Here is a 15237-nt window from a genome sequence, read left to right as displayed (position 1 = left end):
CCGTATCCGCATGTTGACTGCACCGCCCACCGCCGCCCGCACGGTGACTGCACCGCCTGGCGTGTCGCTGGTCGCGCTCGGTGTGGCGGATGCCGGCGGGTGCAGTCATGTTGCTGATACCACCCCGCGGTCCGCTGTCGGATGCTGGTGGTCATGAACCCGAACGCGGACACACCGGCGGTGGCACGCGCCCGCCGGCGGACGGGAACCGGCTGCCGGTGCTCGGTCCCGGCGTCTGGCAGGTGCCCGGCGGACGTGCCTGCGCCGACGCGGTGCGCTGGGCCCCCGACGCCGGTCACCGGCCCGTCGACACGGCTCAGGCCTGCGGCGACGAGGCAAGCGTCGGCCGTGCCCTCCGCGACAGCGGCGGACCGCGCGGCAAGGTGTCGGTCACCACGAAGTTCCAGCCGCGGGACAACGATCCGGTCGGGCAACTGGAGAACGACCTGCGGCGCCTCGGCGTGGAGCAGGACAGAAGGAGTACGCCATGCCGATGATCGACGTGTATGCCACGACCGGCACGTTCACGGACAAGCATCAGCTCGCCCGGGACCTCGCCGCGACGCTGATGGCCATCGAGGAGGTCCCGGACATCCCGATGTTCCGCCAGAACACCGCCGCGTTCGTCCATGAGCTGCCGGCCGGCGACCTGTCGGACGTCGACGGCGCCTCGCACCACGTCCGCGTGCAGGTGCTGACCAACGCGGGCGCGCTCGACCGTGACAAGCAGCTCGCGGTGGTGCGCCGGTTCACCGACATGATCGCGGACGCCGCCGCCGACCCGACCCTCGCGGACCGCACCTGGGTGCTGCTGACCGAGGCCGTGCCCGGAGGATGGGGGCTGGCCGGACACGCCCACACCAACGACGAACTCATCGCCGCGGCCCGTCGGCAGATCGCGGAGTTGCAGGCGGCGGCCGGGGACCGGTGAGGCGGTAGGATCCGGCACTCACGCCTGTTCGCGGATCCAGGCCTCGGCCAGCGTGGTCCAGATCGCGGCCTCCCCGGCGTCCCGGGCGAGGCCGAGGCTGTGCGGGCCGTGGGCGAACACGTGCACGGTGTGCGGGACCTGGCCGGCCGCCAGTGCCGAGGCCAGGCGGTAGGTGTGGTCGGCGGGCACGTAGGGGTCCTCGGCGGTGTGCCAGACGAAGAACGGCGGCGCGTCGGGCGTGACCAGTGCGTCCAGCGAGGTCGACCGGCGCAGTGCGGCGCTCGCGTCCGCGCCGAGGAGGATCAGCCGGGCGGGGCGGTAGGTCTCCGTCTCCATCGAGGTGATGGCGTACCCGAGCACCGCGAAGTCCACCGTCTCCTCCGCGGCGGCGCCCGGCGCGAGGGCGGCAAGCCCGGCCAGATGGCCTCCCGCGGAGAACCCGATGAGCCCGACCCGCTGTGCGCCGGCCGCCCGCAGCCGGCGGATCTCGGCGCGCAGCGCGTTCAGCGGTCGCGGATGGCGGGCGTGCAGCGGATAGCGGAACACGCTCGCCCGTACGCCGATCCCGTCGAGCCACCCGACGACCGGCTCGGCCTCGTGCGCGGCGTGCTCGGCGTATCCGCCGCCGGGCAGGACGACCATGTGCGTGCGGGTCATCGGGGGCCGCCGAGGAAGGCGTCGACGTCCGCGGCGAACTCGGCGTGGTGCTGGAAGAGGAAGCCGTGCGCCGCGTCGGGGTAGATCTTCACGCGGGCCCGCGGGATCAGACCGGCGAGCAGGTGGGAGTAGTGCGGCAGGATCATCGGGTCGCTGTCGCCGTTCGCCACGAACACGGGCATGGTCAGACCGCCGAGCCGCTGGAGCTTCGTGTGGTCGGGGATGCCCCAGGTGCACACCGCGTCGTACTGCGCCTGGCGGGTCGCCCAGCTGGTCGCCGCGTCCCGGTCCGTGCCGCGGGCGCCGTAGATCCGCCGTGCGGCCTGGCCGCCGGCCTGCAGGCCGGCCGGGGACGGGGTGAAGAAGACGCTCAGGTAGTCCTCCGGGCTGGTCTCGGGTTCGCCGATGGCCCCGATCACCTCGGGCGCCCAGCCGTGCATGCCGGCGGCGCCCTGCGGTGCCGACGAGGCGAGAACCAGCCTTCTGACGAGCTCCGGCCTGGTCAGGGCGATCTGCTGGGCGACGAAGCTGCCCAGGGAGAAGCCAAGGACGTCGACCTGGCCGCCGAGGTCCAGTGCCTCGACGAAGGCGATGGCGTCGTGGGCCATCTGTTCCACGGTGTTCGGCGTCGTACCCGAGGATCCGCCGACGCCGGTGTTGTCGAAGGTGATGACACGCCGGGCCGGTGTCAGCGCGTCGATCAGCGCGGGGTCCCAGTTGTCGAGGTTGCCGCGGAAGTGCTGGAGAAGGACCAGCGGCACACCGGTGTCGTCGCCGTCCGCGGGGCCGGTGTCGCGGTAGGCGTAGGCGATGCCGTTCATGGCCGTGACCCGCTGGTTGGGCAGGGCTGAGTACGAGCTGAGCGTCATGACCCGAGCGAATCAGCCGTGGCGAAGCGACGGAATCCGCATGTTGACTGCACCGGGCCCGGCCCGCCGGCAAGGCGCGGTCGGCTCGCCGGTACCGCCGTCCCCGCGGGCCCGCCGCACAGTTCAGGCGCCCGCGTTCCCGCGCCCGCGAGGGGGATCGTCCCTGGGCTTCCCGCGTTTCAACGCCCGCGAGGGGGATTGTCTCTGGGCTCCCCGCGTTTCCGCGCCCGCGCGGCGTCCTTGGGCTCCCCGAGGTCCGCAGCGGCCGTCCCTTACCCGCGCCCCGACTGCCCACGGCCGGCCTCGCCCCCGCCCCGCACCCTGCTTTCCGCGTAGCGGATCACCTCGGCTGTGTGCGGCCTATATTGGGCCGGGTGAGGGTGGCGTTTCCGCGATGACCGGCAGGGGCACGACCGTGGTCGGGCGGCGTGCGGAGTTGTCCCGGTTGCGGGAGCTGGTCGCCCCGCCCCACGAGGAGAGCCACGTTCTGCTGCTGGTGGGCGATCCGGGCCTGGGCAAGACCGCCCTCCTGGCCGAGGCCGCGCGGGCGGCCGGGGCGGCCGGGACGCGGGTGCTCGCGACCACCGGCCGGGAGTCGGAGCGGGACCTGGCGTTCGCCGGACTGCACCAGCTGCTGCGCCCGGTGCTGGACCGGGTGGCCGGACTGCCGCCCCGGCAGGCGGAGGCGCTGCGCGGTGCGTTCGGGCTCTCCGCCGATCCCGCGCCGCCCGACCCGCTGCTCACCGGGATCGCCGTCCTCACCCTGCTGTCCGAGCTGTCCGACGAGCGGCCGCTGCTGGTCGTCGTCGACGACACGCAGTGGCTGGACCGTGCCTCGCTCGACGCGCTCGCCTTCACCGCCCGCCGGCTGGAGTCGGAGCGGCTCGTGCTGCTCGCCGGTGTGCGCGGGCCCGTACCCCCCGCCGGTTTCGAACGGGACCTGCCCCAGCTGCTGCTACGGCCGCTGACCCGGGCGGACGCGGGCCTGCTCCTGGACGCCCAGCCGTGTCCGCCGCACGGACGGCTGCGCGAACAGGTGCTCGCGCAGGCGGCCGGCAATCCGCTGGCCCTGATCGAGCTGGCCAGGATGATCGCCGCGGATCCCGACGCGGCGAACCGCTGGACCGCCGAGCCGCTGCCGCTGACCGGGCAGCTCACCGCGATCATGGCCGCCCAGTACGCCACCCTGCCCCCGGCGACCCGGTCCGCGCTGCTGCTCGCGGCCGCCGCCGACAGCCCGGACCTCACCACGGCGATACCGGGGCTGTCCGCCGACGCGCTCGCCCCGGCGGAAGCGGCGGGCCTGATCCGGCTGGACACCCCGGGCCCGCGGTTCGCCCATCCGCTGACCCGGTCGGCCGTCTACCACGCCGCGACCTTCGCCGAGCGGGCCGCCGCGCACCGGCTGGTCGCCGACGCGCTCCGCGACCAGCCCGACCGGCACGCCTGGCACCTGGCCGCCGCGGCCCCGGCACCCGACGAGAAGCTGGCCACGCTCCTTGAGGACAGCGCGGCCCAGGCGCAACGCCGTGGCGGTGCCGCCGCTGCCGCCCGCGCCCTGGAACGCGCCGCCGAGCTGAGCCCCGCCGAACCCGACCGGGCCCGGCGGCTGCTGGCCGCGGCCGACCTGGCCCTGCCCGCCGGACAGGCCGACTGGGTGCGGGAGCTGGCGGGCCGGGTGCTCACCCTGACCGCCGACCCGGACCTGCGGATCGCCGCCCGGCTGGACATCGGCTGGTCGCTGCTGTGGTCCAACCGCAACGCCGACGCGATCGACACCCTGCTGTCCGTCGCCGCCGAGGCCGCCCCGAAGCTGCCCGCCATCGCCTGGCGGGCCACCTGGATGGCCGCCACGGTCGTCCACCAGACCGGACTCCCGGAGGTCTGCGCCAAGGCACGCGCGGCCCTCGACGCTCTTGACGCCCTCGACTTCGGGGAGGGGTCCGAGGACTGGCCCGCCGCCCGTGCCGACGAGTACCGCCTCTGGATCCGGGCCTGCGTGGACCCGTTCGGCGAAAGAGCCGACATCGTGCCCCGGCTACGGCTGCTGACGGACGGATCCCACGGCCCCCTCTTCGACCCCGGCACGGTCGGCGCCGCGGCCTGGGTCCTGGACGAGACGGACATCGCGGTCAGGGTGCTGCGCGAGGCGCTGAGCCGGCTGCGCGCCCCCGGCGTGCGCGGTGCGAGCGGCGGGGTCCTGTCGGCCCTGGAGTGGGCGTGTGTCGACAGCGGGCGCTGGGACGACGCGCTCGCCGCCGCCCGTGAGGCGGGTGACATCGCCGCGGCCTACAAGATGGAGACCGTCGCGGGCTCGGCCGACCTCACCACGGCCTTCGTGGCGGCCCTGCGCGGCGACCACGAGCAGGTGGCGCCGCTGCTGGCCCGGGTGCGCGCCGCCGTGGACACCTGCGAGTACCGCGGGTTCGCCGCCCGGATCTGGCAGGCGGCCGGGCTCGCCGCACTGGCCCAGGGCGACCACGTCACCGCCTACGCCCAGCTCGGCCGGCTCTTCGCGGCCGACGGCACCCCCCTGCACCACCACTTCTCGTATCTCGCCGTCGCCGATCTCGCCGCCGCCGGGGCGCGCTGCGAACGGCACCTCGAAGCACGGACGGTGCTGGAGCGCGCGCTGGCCCTGCTGAAGCCCGCGCCCGGCCCGCGCCTGGAACAACTCACCGCCCGGGCCCGCGGGCTGCTCGCCGAACCCGACGACGCCGAGGCCCACTTCGCGGCGCCGCTGGCCGATCCCGCCGGGGACGCCTGGCCGTTCGAACGGGCCCAGCTCCAGCTGGACTACGGGGAGTGGCTGCGCCGGCGCCGCCGCATCAACGACGCGAAGCCCGTCCTCGCCACCGCCCTGGAGACGTTCCGCCGCCTGGGCGCCGCGCCCTGGGTCCGGCGCGCGGAGTCCGAACTGCGGGCCTGCGGTGTCCCCGTGCAGGCCCCGCCTGCCGCCCCGGGCGCGCTGGACGGACTCACCGCCCAGCAGCGTGAGATCGTCGTCCTCGCCGGACACGGCCTGACCAACGGTGAGATCGCCGACCGGCTGTTCCTGTCCCCGCGCACGGTCGCCTCACACCTGTACCGCTCCTATCCCAAGCTGGGCATCGCGGGCCGCCACCAGCTCCGCGCCCTCATCGACCGGCAGAGCGCGCCACAGGCCGGCGGCTAGCACCCCGACCCCCGGGAACAGCCGTCTCCGCGCCCGGTTCAGCCGGTGGGGATCCGGCCGCGGATGTCGTCCAGCAGGTTCCGCATCGCCATCCGGAAGATCTCGGCCTGATGGTCCCCGAGGTGCGAGGTGTGTCCGAAGACCTCCAGGACGACCAGGCCGTGCATCTGGCCCCAGGCGCACATGAGCAGAGCGTTCGCGGCGGGCGGCAGATAGCCCATGTCGCCGACCGGCAGCCGGTCCAGGTGCGCGAGCAGCGCGGGCGACAGCTCCGGGGTCGCCGCGGCGGCGAGCTGGGCCTCGGTGCACCCGTCGAACAACTCGTTCTGGAAGATCGCGCCCATCCGGCGCATCGCCTGGGTCGTCGGGCCCTCGACCGGGGCCGCGTAGTCCCGCAGGGGTGTGCCGTACAGGAGCTGGAAGTGCTCGGGGCGGGCGATGGCCCAGCGGCGGTAGCCCTCGGCCGCGACCACCAGCCGCGGCAGGTCAGGGTCGTCCGGCGCGGTGTCCAGGGCGGTCCCCACGGCGTCGGCGAGGTCGTCGTACGCCTTGGTGATGATCGCCGTGACCAGGGCGTCCCGGCTCGGGAAGTAGTGGTAGAGCGCCTGCACGGTCATGCCGAGGTCGCGGGCGACCGCGCGCAGGGACAGGGCCTGCGGGCCGTGTTCGGTGATGTGGCGTTCGGCGGCGTCGAGGATCTCCTGGGTGGCGACGGCCCGGCGCCGTTCACGGAGCGAGAGCCGAGTCGTTGCGTCGGTTGTCTGTGGGGGCATGAAGAAAATCTAACACTGCCAAAGTTTGTTATACCCCGTTAGTTTCATGCCCGGCGTCAGCCCCCTTCCCCTGTCAAAGGAGACCGGTCGTGTTTGACCGCATAGCCGAACTGGCCATCCGCCGGGCCCGGTTGGTACTCGTCGTCGCCGTCGTGGCGGTGGCCCTCATGGGCGCCCTCGGCGCCGGCGCGTTCACCAGGCTGAAGGGCGGCGGCTACGACGACCCGGCCTCCCAGTCCACCCGGGCCGCGCGGGCCATCGACGAGAAGTTCGGCGGGGAGACCGACCTGGTCCTGCTGGTCCGCGCTCCCGAGGGCCGGATCGACACCCCCGCCGTCGAGCGGAGCGCCCGCACCCTGGTGGCGGAACTCAAGGGGGAGGCGAGCCTTGACAACGTCATCTCGTACTGGGACGCCGACAGCCCCGCCCTGCGCTCCGAGGACGGCCGCGAGGCCCTCGTCCTCGCCCATGTGAAGGGCGACGAGACCCGGCAGGAGAAGAACGCCAAGAGCGTCATCGAGAAGTACACCGGCACGGACCGGGGCGGGCTCACCGTCGAGGCCGGGGGCGGCGCCGGCGTCAGCAACGACATGTCGAACCAGGTGCCCAAGGACCTGGTCCTCGCCGAGACCCTCGCCATCCCCCTGACCCTCGTCCTGCTGCTGTTCGTCTTCGGCAGCGTGGTCGCGGCCCTGCTGCCGCTGGCCGTCGCCACCGTCGCCATCGCGGGCACGTTCGCCGAACTCGCCCTGCTGGGCAGCGCCACCGACGTCTCCGTCAACGCCACCAACCTGACCACCGCACTGGGGCTCGGCCTGGGCATCGACTACGCCCTGCTGATGATCAGCCGGTTCCGGGAGCAGCTCGGGACGGGGGCGAGTGTGCCGGACGCCGTACGGCACACCGTGCGCACCGCGGGCCGTACCGTCGCCTTCTCCTCCGCGACCGTCGCCGTCGCGCTTGCCGCGCTGCTGGTGTTCCCGCAGTACTTCCTGCGCTCCTTCGGCTACGCCGGCGTCGGGGTCGTCGCCATCGCGGCCGTCAGCACCCTGTTCGTGATGCCCGCGCTGTTCGTCGTGCTGGGGCACCGGGTCAACAGCGGCCGGCTGCCGTGGACGAAGAAGCCCCGCCCGACCGGGACGTCCATGTGGGGACGCCTCGCCGGCACGGTCATGCGGCGGCCCGCGCTCACCGCGCTGCCCGTCCTCGCGGTGCTGCTGGTCGCGGCGAGCCCGCTGCTGGGCATCACCCTCGGCAGCCCGGACGAACGCGTACTGCCCGAGGACGCGCAGAGCCGCCAGGTCTCCACGGTGCTGCGGGAGAAGTTCGACGGCGACGACAGCGGCGCCGTCCACATCGTCATCGACAAGGCGGTGAGCAAGAGCGCGCTGGACTCGTACGCCACCGAACTCTCCTCCCTCAAGGGCGTCGCCCGCGTCGAGACCGGCGCCGGCACCTACACCGACGGCCGGTCCACGGCGGCCGGACCCGGCAGCGCCGCCCTCAGCCGCCCCGACGCGCAACGGCTCAACGTGGTGAGCGATCTGGTGCCGAGGTCGAGTGCGGCCCAGGGCCTGGTCGAGGACGTGCGCGCGGTCGTACCGCCCGCCGGTTCACAGCCCCTGGTCGGCGGCATGGACGCCGCCCTGGTCGACTCCAAGGCCTCCGTCGGCGGCCGGATCCCGCTCGCCCTGGCCCTAGTGGCCCTCACCACCTTCGTCCTGCTCTTCCTCTTCACCGGCAGCGTGGTCCAGCCGCTGCGCGCCCTGCTCCTCAACATGGTCAGCCTGGGCGCCACCCTCGGCGCGATGACCTGGATCTTCCAGGACGGCCACCTCGCCTCCCTGCTCGGTGTCACCGCGATGCCGATGGAGACGTCGATGACCGTGCTGATGTTCTGCATCGCCTTCGGACTCTCCATGGACTACGAGGTGTTCGTCACCAGCCGTATCAAGGAACTCCACGACCAGGGCGAGGACACGGAGTCCGCCGTCGTGCACGGCCTCGGCCACACCGGCCGGATCGTCACCGCGGCGGCCTGCCTGCTCGCGGTGAGCTTCTTCGCCTTCGTCACCTCGGAGATCAGCTTCATGAAGATGTTCGGGCTGGGCAGCGGGATCGCGATCCTCATCGACGCGGTCGCCGTGCGAGGCGTGCTCGTGCCCGCGGCGATGCGGCTGCTGGGCCGCTCGGCCTGGTACGCGCCCGGCTTCCTGCGCAGGTTCCACGCCCGGTACGGCCTGAGCGAGGGCGGCCCGGCGCCCGCGCCCGCGGCCGCCGCCGAGCTGGAGTCGACGGAGGTCTGACAGCGCGCCGAGCCGAGGGGCCGTGGGGGGGGGGGGGGGGGGGGGGGGAGGGGGGGGGGGGGGGGGGGGGGGAGGGGGGGCACCCCCCCCCCCCCCCCCCACGGCCCTTGCCGTCACCGCCCGTTCAGCGTGGAGCGCGCAGTTCGGCGTACAGCTCCGGGCCCGGCCAGGTGCGCGGCTCGGACTCCGCCGCACGCACCAGGGCGACCAGCCGCGCGTTCGCGGGCGCGCTCCGTCCATGGGCGCCGGCGAGGGCGACGATCTCGCCCTGAAGGGAGTCGATCTCAGTGGGGCGGCCGCGTTGCAGGTCCTCCCACATCGAGGAGCGGGCCTGGGCGTCGATCCGCAGCGTCGCCCCCGCCAGCCGCCGGAAGAGGCCGTCGGGCAAGCCCAGGACGTACGGGGTGACGGCGGGTGCGGTGGGGCCGAGGCGGGCCGGGGTGACCCCGGCGGCGCGGTAGGCGGCGAGGGCCTCCCGCTGGCACAGGGCGAGGCAACGGCGGTAGTCCCGCCCGCCGAGCTGGTCGCGCAGCGGCAGCCCGGACAGGGCGTTGATCGCGTTGTTGAGGTTCAGCAGCAGCTTGCCGTGCTGTACCTCGGCCATGTCGGTACGGGCCTCGACGGAAAGACGCGCGTCACGGAGGGCGGCGACGAGCCGGTCGTCCGGCTCGGTCATGAGCCTGCCGGGCATGCCCTGGTGCACCGCGCCCGGCTCGGACCGCACCACGTTGTACGGCACCATCCCGGCCAGCACGGTGTGACCGGGGAGCGCGGCGCGCAGGGTGGCGGGGTTGCGCAGCCCGTTCTGGAAGCTGACCACGACCGCGCCGGGGGCGAGATGAGGGGCGAGGTCCTCGGCGGCGGCCCGGGTATCGGCGCTCTTCACGGTGACCAGCACGTAGTCGGCGCCGGCCGCGGCCTCAGGGCCGGTGGCCAACGTCAGCCGCTCCGGGGGGAGACGGACGGCCGGCCGGACGGAGTCGCTGAGGGTGAGCCCCCGCTCGCGCAGTACGTCCATGGCGGCGGGCCGGCCGATGAGCGTCACGTCGTACCCGGCGGCGCTCAGACGGCCGCCGAGATGACAGCCGATGGTGCCCGCACCGAGAACGGCGAAGCGCGGCGCGGGCATCGGGGACACGGGGGGTACGGAGGACATGGGGGCTCCTGCGGAAGGCTCGCGATGAACCGTACTCACGTTCACCCCCACTTGGCGATCGCCCCCCCCGCGACCCGTCGCACGGCGTTTCTCCTCGCGGCCCCGCCGCTCTCACGCTCTGATACAGACCCCGGCCCTGATCCGCCGTCAGTTTCCGTCAGAGGAGCACCCCGCCATGTCCGCACCCGAGAACATCGCCCTCGTCCGCCGTTTCTACGAGTCCAAGGTGGCGCCGGAGGTCTTCCAGGAGGTCATGGACCCGGAACTCGTCTGGGACATCACACCCGGCTTCCCCGGCGGCCGGGTCTACCACGGCCCGGAGAGCGTGGGCCGGGACTTCTTCGGTCCGCTGATGGAGAACTTCGACACCTTCTACCCCGTGGGCGAGGAGTACTTCGCGGACGGGGCGGGCCATGTCTTCGCCGTCGGGCACTACCACACGGTGAGCAGGCGGGGGGCGAGCGCCGACGCGAGGTTCATGCACCTGTGGACCGTCCGCGACGGCAAGATCGTCAAGCTCCAGCAGGTCAGCGACAGCCTGGTCGTGGACCGTGTGATCAACGGCTGACACCGCCGGGGGCGCCGGGTCCTCCGAGACCGTCGAGCAGCATGCCGAGCCCTCCCAGGAACTCCCGGTCGGCGTCGACGTTCCGGGCGGTCCGGGCGGTCTCGGCCATGTGCGGGAAGGCGTCGGGCGACAACTCGGAGATGGCCACCGTCCCCGGGCCGGCCAGCGGACCGAGGTGTTCCAGCTGGATCGCCCCGATGAGGTAGCTGAGCAGGGCGCGCAGGGCGACGACCCGCCGCTCTCCCGTCACCCCCGTCTCGCCGAGGACCACGAGCACGGTCTCCGACCAGCGCAGCACCCCGAGGGAGTGGTGGCGGTGGGCGATGATCAGCGGGACGACCGCGGGACGGGCGCCCACGGCGTCGCGCATGCGCCGCATCAGGACCGTGATCCGTTCGCGCCAGGCGGCGGCGGGATCCGGCGGCTCCGTGTCCACGGCTCCCAGGACGAGCTCCACGACGGACCTCTCCAGTTCCTCGCGGTCACGCACATACCGGTAGAGCCCCATGGTGCTCGTGCCGAGTTCCTTGGCGACAGCACGCATCGACAGTCCGGCGAGCCCCGCGCGGTCGATGACGTCGAGAGCGGCCGAGGCGAGCCGGTCGGGGGTGAGAGAACGCGGTCGTGGCATGGCGGTTGACAGCGTACGGCATACGCTTACGCTGGTAGGCGTATAGCGTACGCTTACAGAGGGGAACCGTCATGCGCACACCCCGTAGTCCGATGACCCCCGGCTCCACCGTGCCTGTGCGCGGTCTCACCACGGTCTCCGGCGACCTCGTCACCGTCCCCGACCCCGCCCGCCTGATCCACCTCCAGTTCCGGCGCTTCGCCGGATGCCCGGTCTGCAATCTGCATCTGCGCTCGGTGGTACGACGGCACGACGAGATAGCGGCGGCCGGCGTACGCGAGGTCGTGGTCTTCCACTCGCCCGCCGAGGAACTGCGCCCCCACACCGCCGACCTCCCCTTCGCCGTCGTCGCCGACCCGGACAAGCACCTGTACCGGGAGTTCGGCGTGGAGCAGTCGCCCCGCGCCCTGCTCCACCCGCGCGCCTGGGGGCCGATCGTCCGAGCGGTGGTGAGCGGTGCGTGGCACGTCGTCCGCGGACGCGAACACCTGCCCTCCAGCAGCCCGCACGGCGGCCGGCTCGGCCTTCCCGCCGACTTCCTCGTCGCCCCCGGCGGCCAGGTCCTCGCCACCCGGCACGGCGAGCACGCCTACGACCAGTGGTCGGTCGACGAACTCCTGGAACTGGCCGCCCGCGTGGCGCGTACACCGCCCCCTGCGCATCCCTCGGCCGCCGAACGGCCGTAGCCGTACCCGTCACGCGGGGCACGGCCGGCTCAGGGCGGTGTCAGCCGTGGCGCGACCGCGGCCGTCTGGGCGCCGGAGAGTTCGTCGAGGGAGCGGCCGCGGGTCTCGACCCGGAAGGCGAAGGTGATCACGAAGCCCAGAGCGCAGACGACGGCCACCCCGTACAGCAGGGCGCTCTCCCCGACGCTCGCCAGCAGGACGGGGAAGAGGAAGGTCCCCAGCGCGGCGCCCAGTTTTCCGCAGCCGGCGGCGAAGCCATGACCCGCGGTCCGCATCTCGGACGGGTAGAGCTCGGCGGGCGGACGGCCGCCGTACGCGGGCGGCGGGCCCGGCGACACCGCGATCCCACGCGAACAGCCCAGCGTGCCGCCGGGTCCGCACCCCCGCCGGTCCGGGGACGTACTCGGGTCGATCTGAGTATCCGCACTCTGTCCGGTGCCCGGACCGGCCGGGACGCTGAGGGCATGAGACTTCACAAGCCGGTTCTTCGGGTGGTGCCGCCGGCGCTCGGCCTGGCCGCGGTGTCGGCGGCGGCCTGGGCGGCCTGGCTGGGCTGGGACCAGCAGTACGACGTACGGGCCGACGGGTCGACGAGCGGGCCCTACCAGGCCTGGCAGGTCGGCGGGCTCGTGCTCACCCTGCTCGTGGCCGTCGGCTGGGCGGCCGCCCGGGGGCACAGCGCGGCCGCCGTGGGCGGTACGACGGCGGGGCTGACGCTCGCCGCCTACGTCGACTGGTCGGGCGAGGCCAGCGGGCTGTTCATGGTGGGGGTGGGGCTGGTCATGGCGGGAACCTTCGTCGCCTCCGCGGTCGTCTCCGCCGTGATCGACGTGCTGCGCCGGGATGTTCCCCTCGCTCGCTGAGCGCTCCGCTGGACGTGCCGTGCCTGGCCGTCGCCCGACCGCGGCACCGTCGTAGCCGGTCGTGCAGTTCTTCCAGCGCCCCTTCGAGGCACGGCCGAACCGCGGCGGACTTCACCAGCCCTGTTCAGGCGAGCGCCGGGCTGGGCAGTGGCTGTTCCGCCCAGATCGTCTTGCCGGTCGGTGTCTGGCGGCTGCCCCAGCGTTCGGAGAGCTGGGCGACCAGGAGCAGACCCCGGCCGCCCTCGTCGTAGACCCGTGCCCGGCGCAGGTGCGGGGCCGTGCTGCTGCCGTCGGAGACCTCGCAGATCAGCGACGTGTCGCGGATCAGGCGGAGGGCGATCGGGCCCTCGCCGTAGCGGACGGCGTTCGTGACCAGCTCGCTGACGATCAGCTCCGTGGCGAAGGCCGCGTCCGTCAGACCCCACGCCTCCAGCTGCTGGCCGGCCACCTTGCGGGCCCCGGCGACCGCCGCCGGGCGCTGCGGGAGCTGCCAGGTGCGGACCTTGCCGGCGTCCAGGGCGTGGGTGCGGGCCAGGAGGAGCACGATGTCGTCGGCCGGACGGTCGGTCAGCACCGTGTGCAGGACACGGTCACAGGTCTCCTCCAGGGGCGCGGCCGGGGTGGCGAGCACCCGCCGGAGGAGGCCCAGGCCCACCTCGATGTCGTGGTCGGCGGTCTCCACCAGGCCGTCGGTGTAGAGGGCGAGCAGGCTGCCCTCCGCGAGTTCCGCCTCGGTGGACTCGAAGGGCAGGCCACCGAGGCCGAGCGGCGGTCCTGCCGGGAGGTCCAGGAGACGGGCCTCGCCGTCGGGGGTGACCAGGACGGGCGGCGGATGGCCGGCGCGGGCCAGGGTGCAGCGGCGGGAGACCGGGTCGTACACGGCGTACAGGCAGGTCGCGCCGACCTCGCCGGAGGTGGTCTCCGGGTCCTCCTCGCGGGCGAGTCTGATGACGAGGTCGTCCAGCTGGGTGAGGAGCTCGTCGGGGGCGAGGTCGACGTCCGCGAGCGTCCGTACCGCCGTCCGCAGGCGGCCCATCGTCGCCGAGGCGCGGATGCCGTGGCCGACGACGTCCCCGACGACCAGGGCGACCCGGGCGCCGGACAGCGGGATCACGTCGAACCAGTCGCCGCCGACGTCCGCGCCGGAACCCGTGGGGAGATAGCGGTAGGCCACCTCGGTCGCCTCGAGGCCGGGCGGCGGCCGGCCCGGGAGCAGGCTGCGCTGGAGGGCCAGGGCGGTGCGGCGCTCCCGGGTGTAGCGGCGGGCGTTGTCCACGCACACCGCGGCCCGCGCGACGATCTCCTCCGCGAGCCGCTGGTCGTCCTTGGTGAAGGACTCGGGGGTGCGGTGCCTGAGGAAGTGCACCAGGCCGAGGGTGACGCCGCGGGCGCGCAGCGGGACCATCAGCACCGAGTGGATCATGTGCCGGGCGACGGAGTCGGCGCGGGCCTGGGAGGCGCCGATCCACTCCGGCATGCCGGGGTCGCCGGGCCGGTGGCGGGTGCCGTGACCGGCGAGCAGGGTCCACATCGGGGGCGTGTCCACCGGGTAGTGGACCGGGTCGCCCGGTTCGGCCACCTTCTCCGGGCAGCCGGCCAGGACCGAGCACTGCGCGGTACGGCGCACGGTGATCGACTCGCCCGGCCGCAGCGGTCCCGGCTCGTCGCCGAGGGTGACGGACTCCAGCAGGTCGACGGTGACGTAGTCGGCGAACCCGCCCACGGCCACCTCGGCCAGCTCCTCGGCGGTCCGGGTCACGTCCAGGGTGCTGCCGACGCGCAGGCTGGCGTCGTTGAGGACGGCCAGGTGGCGGCGGGCCCAGTACTGCTCGGTGGTGTCGAAGACGACCGCGGACAGCCCCTGCACCGTGCCGGTCTCGTCCTTCAGCGGGGAGAAGTACATCGACCAGGCGTGCTCGCGGGTCTCCCCGGGCGCCTGGCCGTGCTGCTCGTGGAAGACGGTCCGCCCGGTGCGCAGGACCTGCCGCTGGAGACGGTCGTACTCGTCGAAGGGCGGGCGGGACTCGATCTCCGGCAGGGTCAGGCCGCGCATCTCCGCCACGGACAGGCCCATGATCCGGGTCATGACCTCGTTGGCGGCGACCAGCCGGGCCTCGCGGTCGTAGATCGCTACCGGCATGGGCAGCTGGGCGAGCGTGAGGTCCCACAGGGCCGCCGCCTCGGGCTGGTCGTGCCCGGACACGGCCGTCCGCGCGGCGGCGCTCACCAGCCAGAGCGGCCGGGCACCCGCGTCCGCCAGCGGGATGCCCTGCACGCGTACGACGACCCGGTCGCCGTTGCGGTGCCGCAGGGCAACCTCGGTGGACCAGCGGTACGCGGCGGCGATGTGCCGGCGCGCGGACGGGGGCAGCTCGGCGGCGAGCAGGGTCTGGGCGGGGCGGCCGACGATCTCGGCGGGTTCGTACCCGAGCAGCCGCCGGGCACCGTCGCTCCACACCAGGACCGCCCCGTCGGCGTCGACCACGACCGCGAGGTCGTCCGGTACGACCGCCAGGTCCGCCGGTACACGTCCCTCCATGGTGCCTCCGGATGCCCGGGCGCCCGGCTTTCCGGATGCCCGCACCCGCTCCCAGCATCCCGCCGCGCCGTGCGCCCGACAAC

General features: G+C 73.8%; 14 protein-coding genes. 7 read left to right on the top strand and 7 right to left on the bottom strand.

Translation table 11 applies throughout. From position 1 onward, the window contains the following. Positions 1-107: 107 nt before the first annotated feature. Positions 108-497: a hypothetical protein gene (locus ACZ5K7_RS44125; RefSeq protein WP_468923377.1), complete on the top strand. Its 390-nt coding sequence runs from the start codon at positions 108-110 to the stop codon at positions 495-497. After that, entirely contained in the window at positions 488-931 is a 444-nt protein-coding gene (locus ACZ5K7_RS44120; RefSeq protein ID WP_468923374.1) for a tautomerase family protein, read from the top strand. Before ACZ5K7_RS44125 ends, ACZ5K7_RS44120 begins: the two co-directional genes overlap by 10 nt. Positions 932-949: 18 nt before the next feature. On the opposite strand, the gene ACZ5K7_RS44115 is transcribed toward ACZ5K7_RS44120, so the two are convergent. Together ACZ5K7_RS44115 and ACZ5K7_RS44110 are read right to left on the bottom strand one after the other, a co-directional pair. Further along, complete coding sequence (locus ACZ5K7_RS44115; RefSeq protein WP_468923371.1) at positions 950-1588, bottom strand: alpha/beta hydrolase; 639 nt, start codon at positions 1586-1588, stop codon at positions 950-952. Beyond that, complete coding sequence (locus ACZ5K7_RS44110; RefSeq protein ID WP_468923368.1) at positions 1585-2457, bottom strand: alpha/beta fold hydrolase; 873 nt, start codon at positions 2455-2457, stop codon at positions 1585-1587. The genes ACZ5K7_RS44115 and ACZ5K7_RS44110 overlap by 4 nt, the downstream gene beginning before the upstream one ends. A 394-nt stretch (positions 2458-2851) precedes the next feature. On the opposite strand from ACZ5K7_RS44110, the gene ACZ5K7_RS44105 reads away from it, so the two are divergent. Next, positions 2852-5632: an AAA family ATPase gene (locus ACZ5K7_RS44105; RefSeq protein ID WP_468923365.1), complete on the top strand. Its 2781-nt coding sequence runs from the start codon at positions 2852-2854 to the stop codon at positions 5630-5632. A 38-nt stretch (positions 5633-5670) separates the two neighbouring features. On the opposite strand, the gene ACZ5K7_RS44100 is transcribed toward ACZ5K7_RS44105, so the two are convergent. Next, entirely contained in the window at positions 5671-6405 is a 735-nt protein-coding gene (locus ACZ5K7_RS44100; RefSeq protein WP_468923362.1) for a TetR/AcrR family transcriptional regulator, read from the bottom strand. A gap of 89 nt (positions 6406-6494) precedes the next feature. Here ACZ5K7_RS44100 and ACZ5K7_RS44095 point away from each other — a divergent pair, with 89 nt between their 5' ends. Further along, positions 6495-8711: an MMPL family transporter gene (locus ACZ5K7_RS44095; RefSeq protein WP_468923359.1), complete on the top strand. Its 2217-nt coding sequence runs from the start codon at positions 6495-6497 to the stop codon at positions 8709-8711. A 124-nt stretch (positions 8712-8835) separates the two neighbouring features. On the opposite strand, the gene ACZ5K7_RS44090 is transcribed toward ACZ5K7_RS44095, so the two are convergent. Then, a complete protein-coding gene (locus ACZ5K7_RS44090) occupies positions 8836-9867 on the bottom strand; it encodes a 2-dehydropantoate 2-reductase (RefSeq protein WP_468923356.1) in 1032 nt (343 codons plus the stop codon). Between the two features lie 175 nt (positions 9868-10042). Here ACZ5K7_RS44090 and ACZ5K7_RS44085 point away from each other — a divergent pair, with 175 nt between their 5' ends. After that, positions 10043-10435: a nuclear transport factor 2 family protein gene (locus ACZ5K7_RS44085; RefSeq protein WP_468923353.1), complete on the top strand. Its 393-nt coding sequence runs from the start codon at positions 10043-10045 to the stop codon at positions 10433-10435. Here the strand turns inward: ACZ5K7_RS44085 and ACZ5K7_RS44080 are convergent. Continuing rightward, entirely contained in the window at positions 10425-11066 is a 642-nt protein-coding gene (locus tag ACZ5K7_RS44080) for a TetR/AcrR family transcriptional regulator (RefSeq protein ID WP_468923350.1), read from the bottom strand. The genes ACZ5K7_RS44085 and ACZ5K7_RS44080 overlap by 11 nt on opposite strands. 71 nt (positions 11067-11137) lie before the next feature. On the opposite strand from ACZ5K7_RS44080, the gene ACZ5K7_RS44075 reads away from it, so the two are divergent. After that, a complete protein-coding gene (locus ACZ5K7_RS44075) occupies positions 11138-11752 on the top strand; it encodes a peroxiredoxin-like family protein (protein ID WP_351709230.1) in 615 nt (204 codons plus the stop codon). Between the two features lie 29 nt (positions 11753-11781). On the opposite strand, the gene ACZ5K7_RS44070 is transcribed toward ACZ5K7_RS44075, so the two are convergent. Further along, positions 11782-12228 carry an MFS transporter gene (locus tag ACZ5K7_RS44070; RefSeq protein WP_468923347.1) on the bottom strand — a complete coding sequence of 149 codons (447 nt, stop codon included), beginning with the start codon at positions 12226-12228 and terminating at the stop codon, positions 11782-11784. Between ACZ5K7_RS44070 and ACZ5K7_RS44065 the strand changes: the two genes are divergently transcribed. Then, a complete protein-coding gene (locus ACZ5K7_RS44065) occupies positions 12217-12615 on the top strand; it encodes a hypothetical protein (protein ID WP_351709236.1) in 399 nt (132 codons plus the stop codon). The two genes, ACZ5K7_RS44070 and ACZ5K7_RS44065, sit on opposite strands and share 12 nt — an antisense overlap. Before the next feature lie 124 nt (positions 12616-12739). Here ACZ5K7_RS44065 and ACZ5K7_RS44060 read toward each other — a convergent pair whose 3' ends face one another. Further along, positions 12740-15154, bottom strand: coding sequence for a SpoIIE family protein phosphatase (locus ACZ5K7_RS44060; protein WP_468923343.1), 2415 nt, complete (start codon positions 15152-15154; stop codon positions 12740-12742). Positions 15155-15237 lie beyond the last annotated feature (83 nt).

The organism is Streptomyces sp. NPDC031497 (assembly GCF_055580905.1).
The sequence above is the reverse complement of the archived record's forward strand: the minus strand, read 5'-3'. Positions and strand labels throughout refer to the sequence as shown.

What these genes read in the sequence shown, in the direction of transcription:
- ACZ5K7_RS44090 (WP_468923356.1), bottom strand. Translation starts at nt 9,867, where the DNA reads ATGTCCTCCGTACCCCCCGTGTCCCCGATGCCCGCGCCGCGCTTCGCC.
- ACZ5K7_RS44065 (WP_351709236.1), top strand. Translation starts at nt 12,217, where the DNA reads ATGAGACTTCACAAGCCGGTTCTTCGGGTGGTGCCGCCGGCGCTCGGC.
- ACZ5K7_RS44085 (WP_468923353.1), top strand. Translation starts at nt 10,043, where the DNA reads ATGTCCGCACCCGAGAACATCGCCCTCGTCCGCCGTTTCTACGAGTCC.
- ACZ5K7_RS44125 (WP_468923377.1), top strand. Translation starts at nt 108, where the DNA reads ATGTTGCTGATACCACCCCGCGGTCCGCTGTCGGATGCTGGTGGTCAT.
- ACZ5K7_RS44080 (WP_468923350.1), bottom strand. Translation starts at nt 11,066, where the DNA reads ATGCCACGACCGCGTTCTCTCACCCCCGACCGGCTCGCCTCGGCCGCT.
- ACZ5K7_RS44110 (WP_468923368.1), bottom strand. Translation starts at nt 2,457, where the DNA reads ATGACGCTCAGCTCGTACTCAGCCCTGCCCAACCAGCGGGTCACGGCC.
- ACZ5K7_RS44075 (WP_351709230.1), top strand. Translation starts at nt 11,138, where the DNA reads ATGCGCACACCCCGTAGTCCGATGACCCCCGGCTCCACCGTGCCTGTG.
- ACZ5K7_RS44100 (WP_468923362.1), bottom strand. Translation starts at nt 6,405, where the DNA reads ATGCCCCCACAGACAACCGACGCAACGACTCGGCTCTCGCTCCGTGAA.
- ACZ5K7_RS44105 (WP_468923365.1), top strand. Translation starts at nt 2,852, where the DNA reads ATGACCGGCAGGGGCACGACCGTGGTCGGGCGGCGTGCGGAGTTGTCC.
- ACZ5K7_RS44120 (WP_468923374.1), top strand. Translation starts at nt 488, where the DNA reads ATGCCGATGATCGACGTGTATGCCACGACCGGCACGTTCACGGACAAG.
- ACZ5K7_RS44060 (WP_468923343.1), bottom strand. Translation starts at nt 15,154, where the DNA reads ATGGAGGGACGTGTACCGGCGGACCTGGCGGTCGTACCGGACGACCTC.
- ACZ5K7_RS44115 (WP_468923371.1), bottom strand. Translation starts at nt 1,588, where the DNA reads ATGACCCGCACGCACATGGTCGTCCTGCCCGGCGGCGGATACGCCGAG.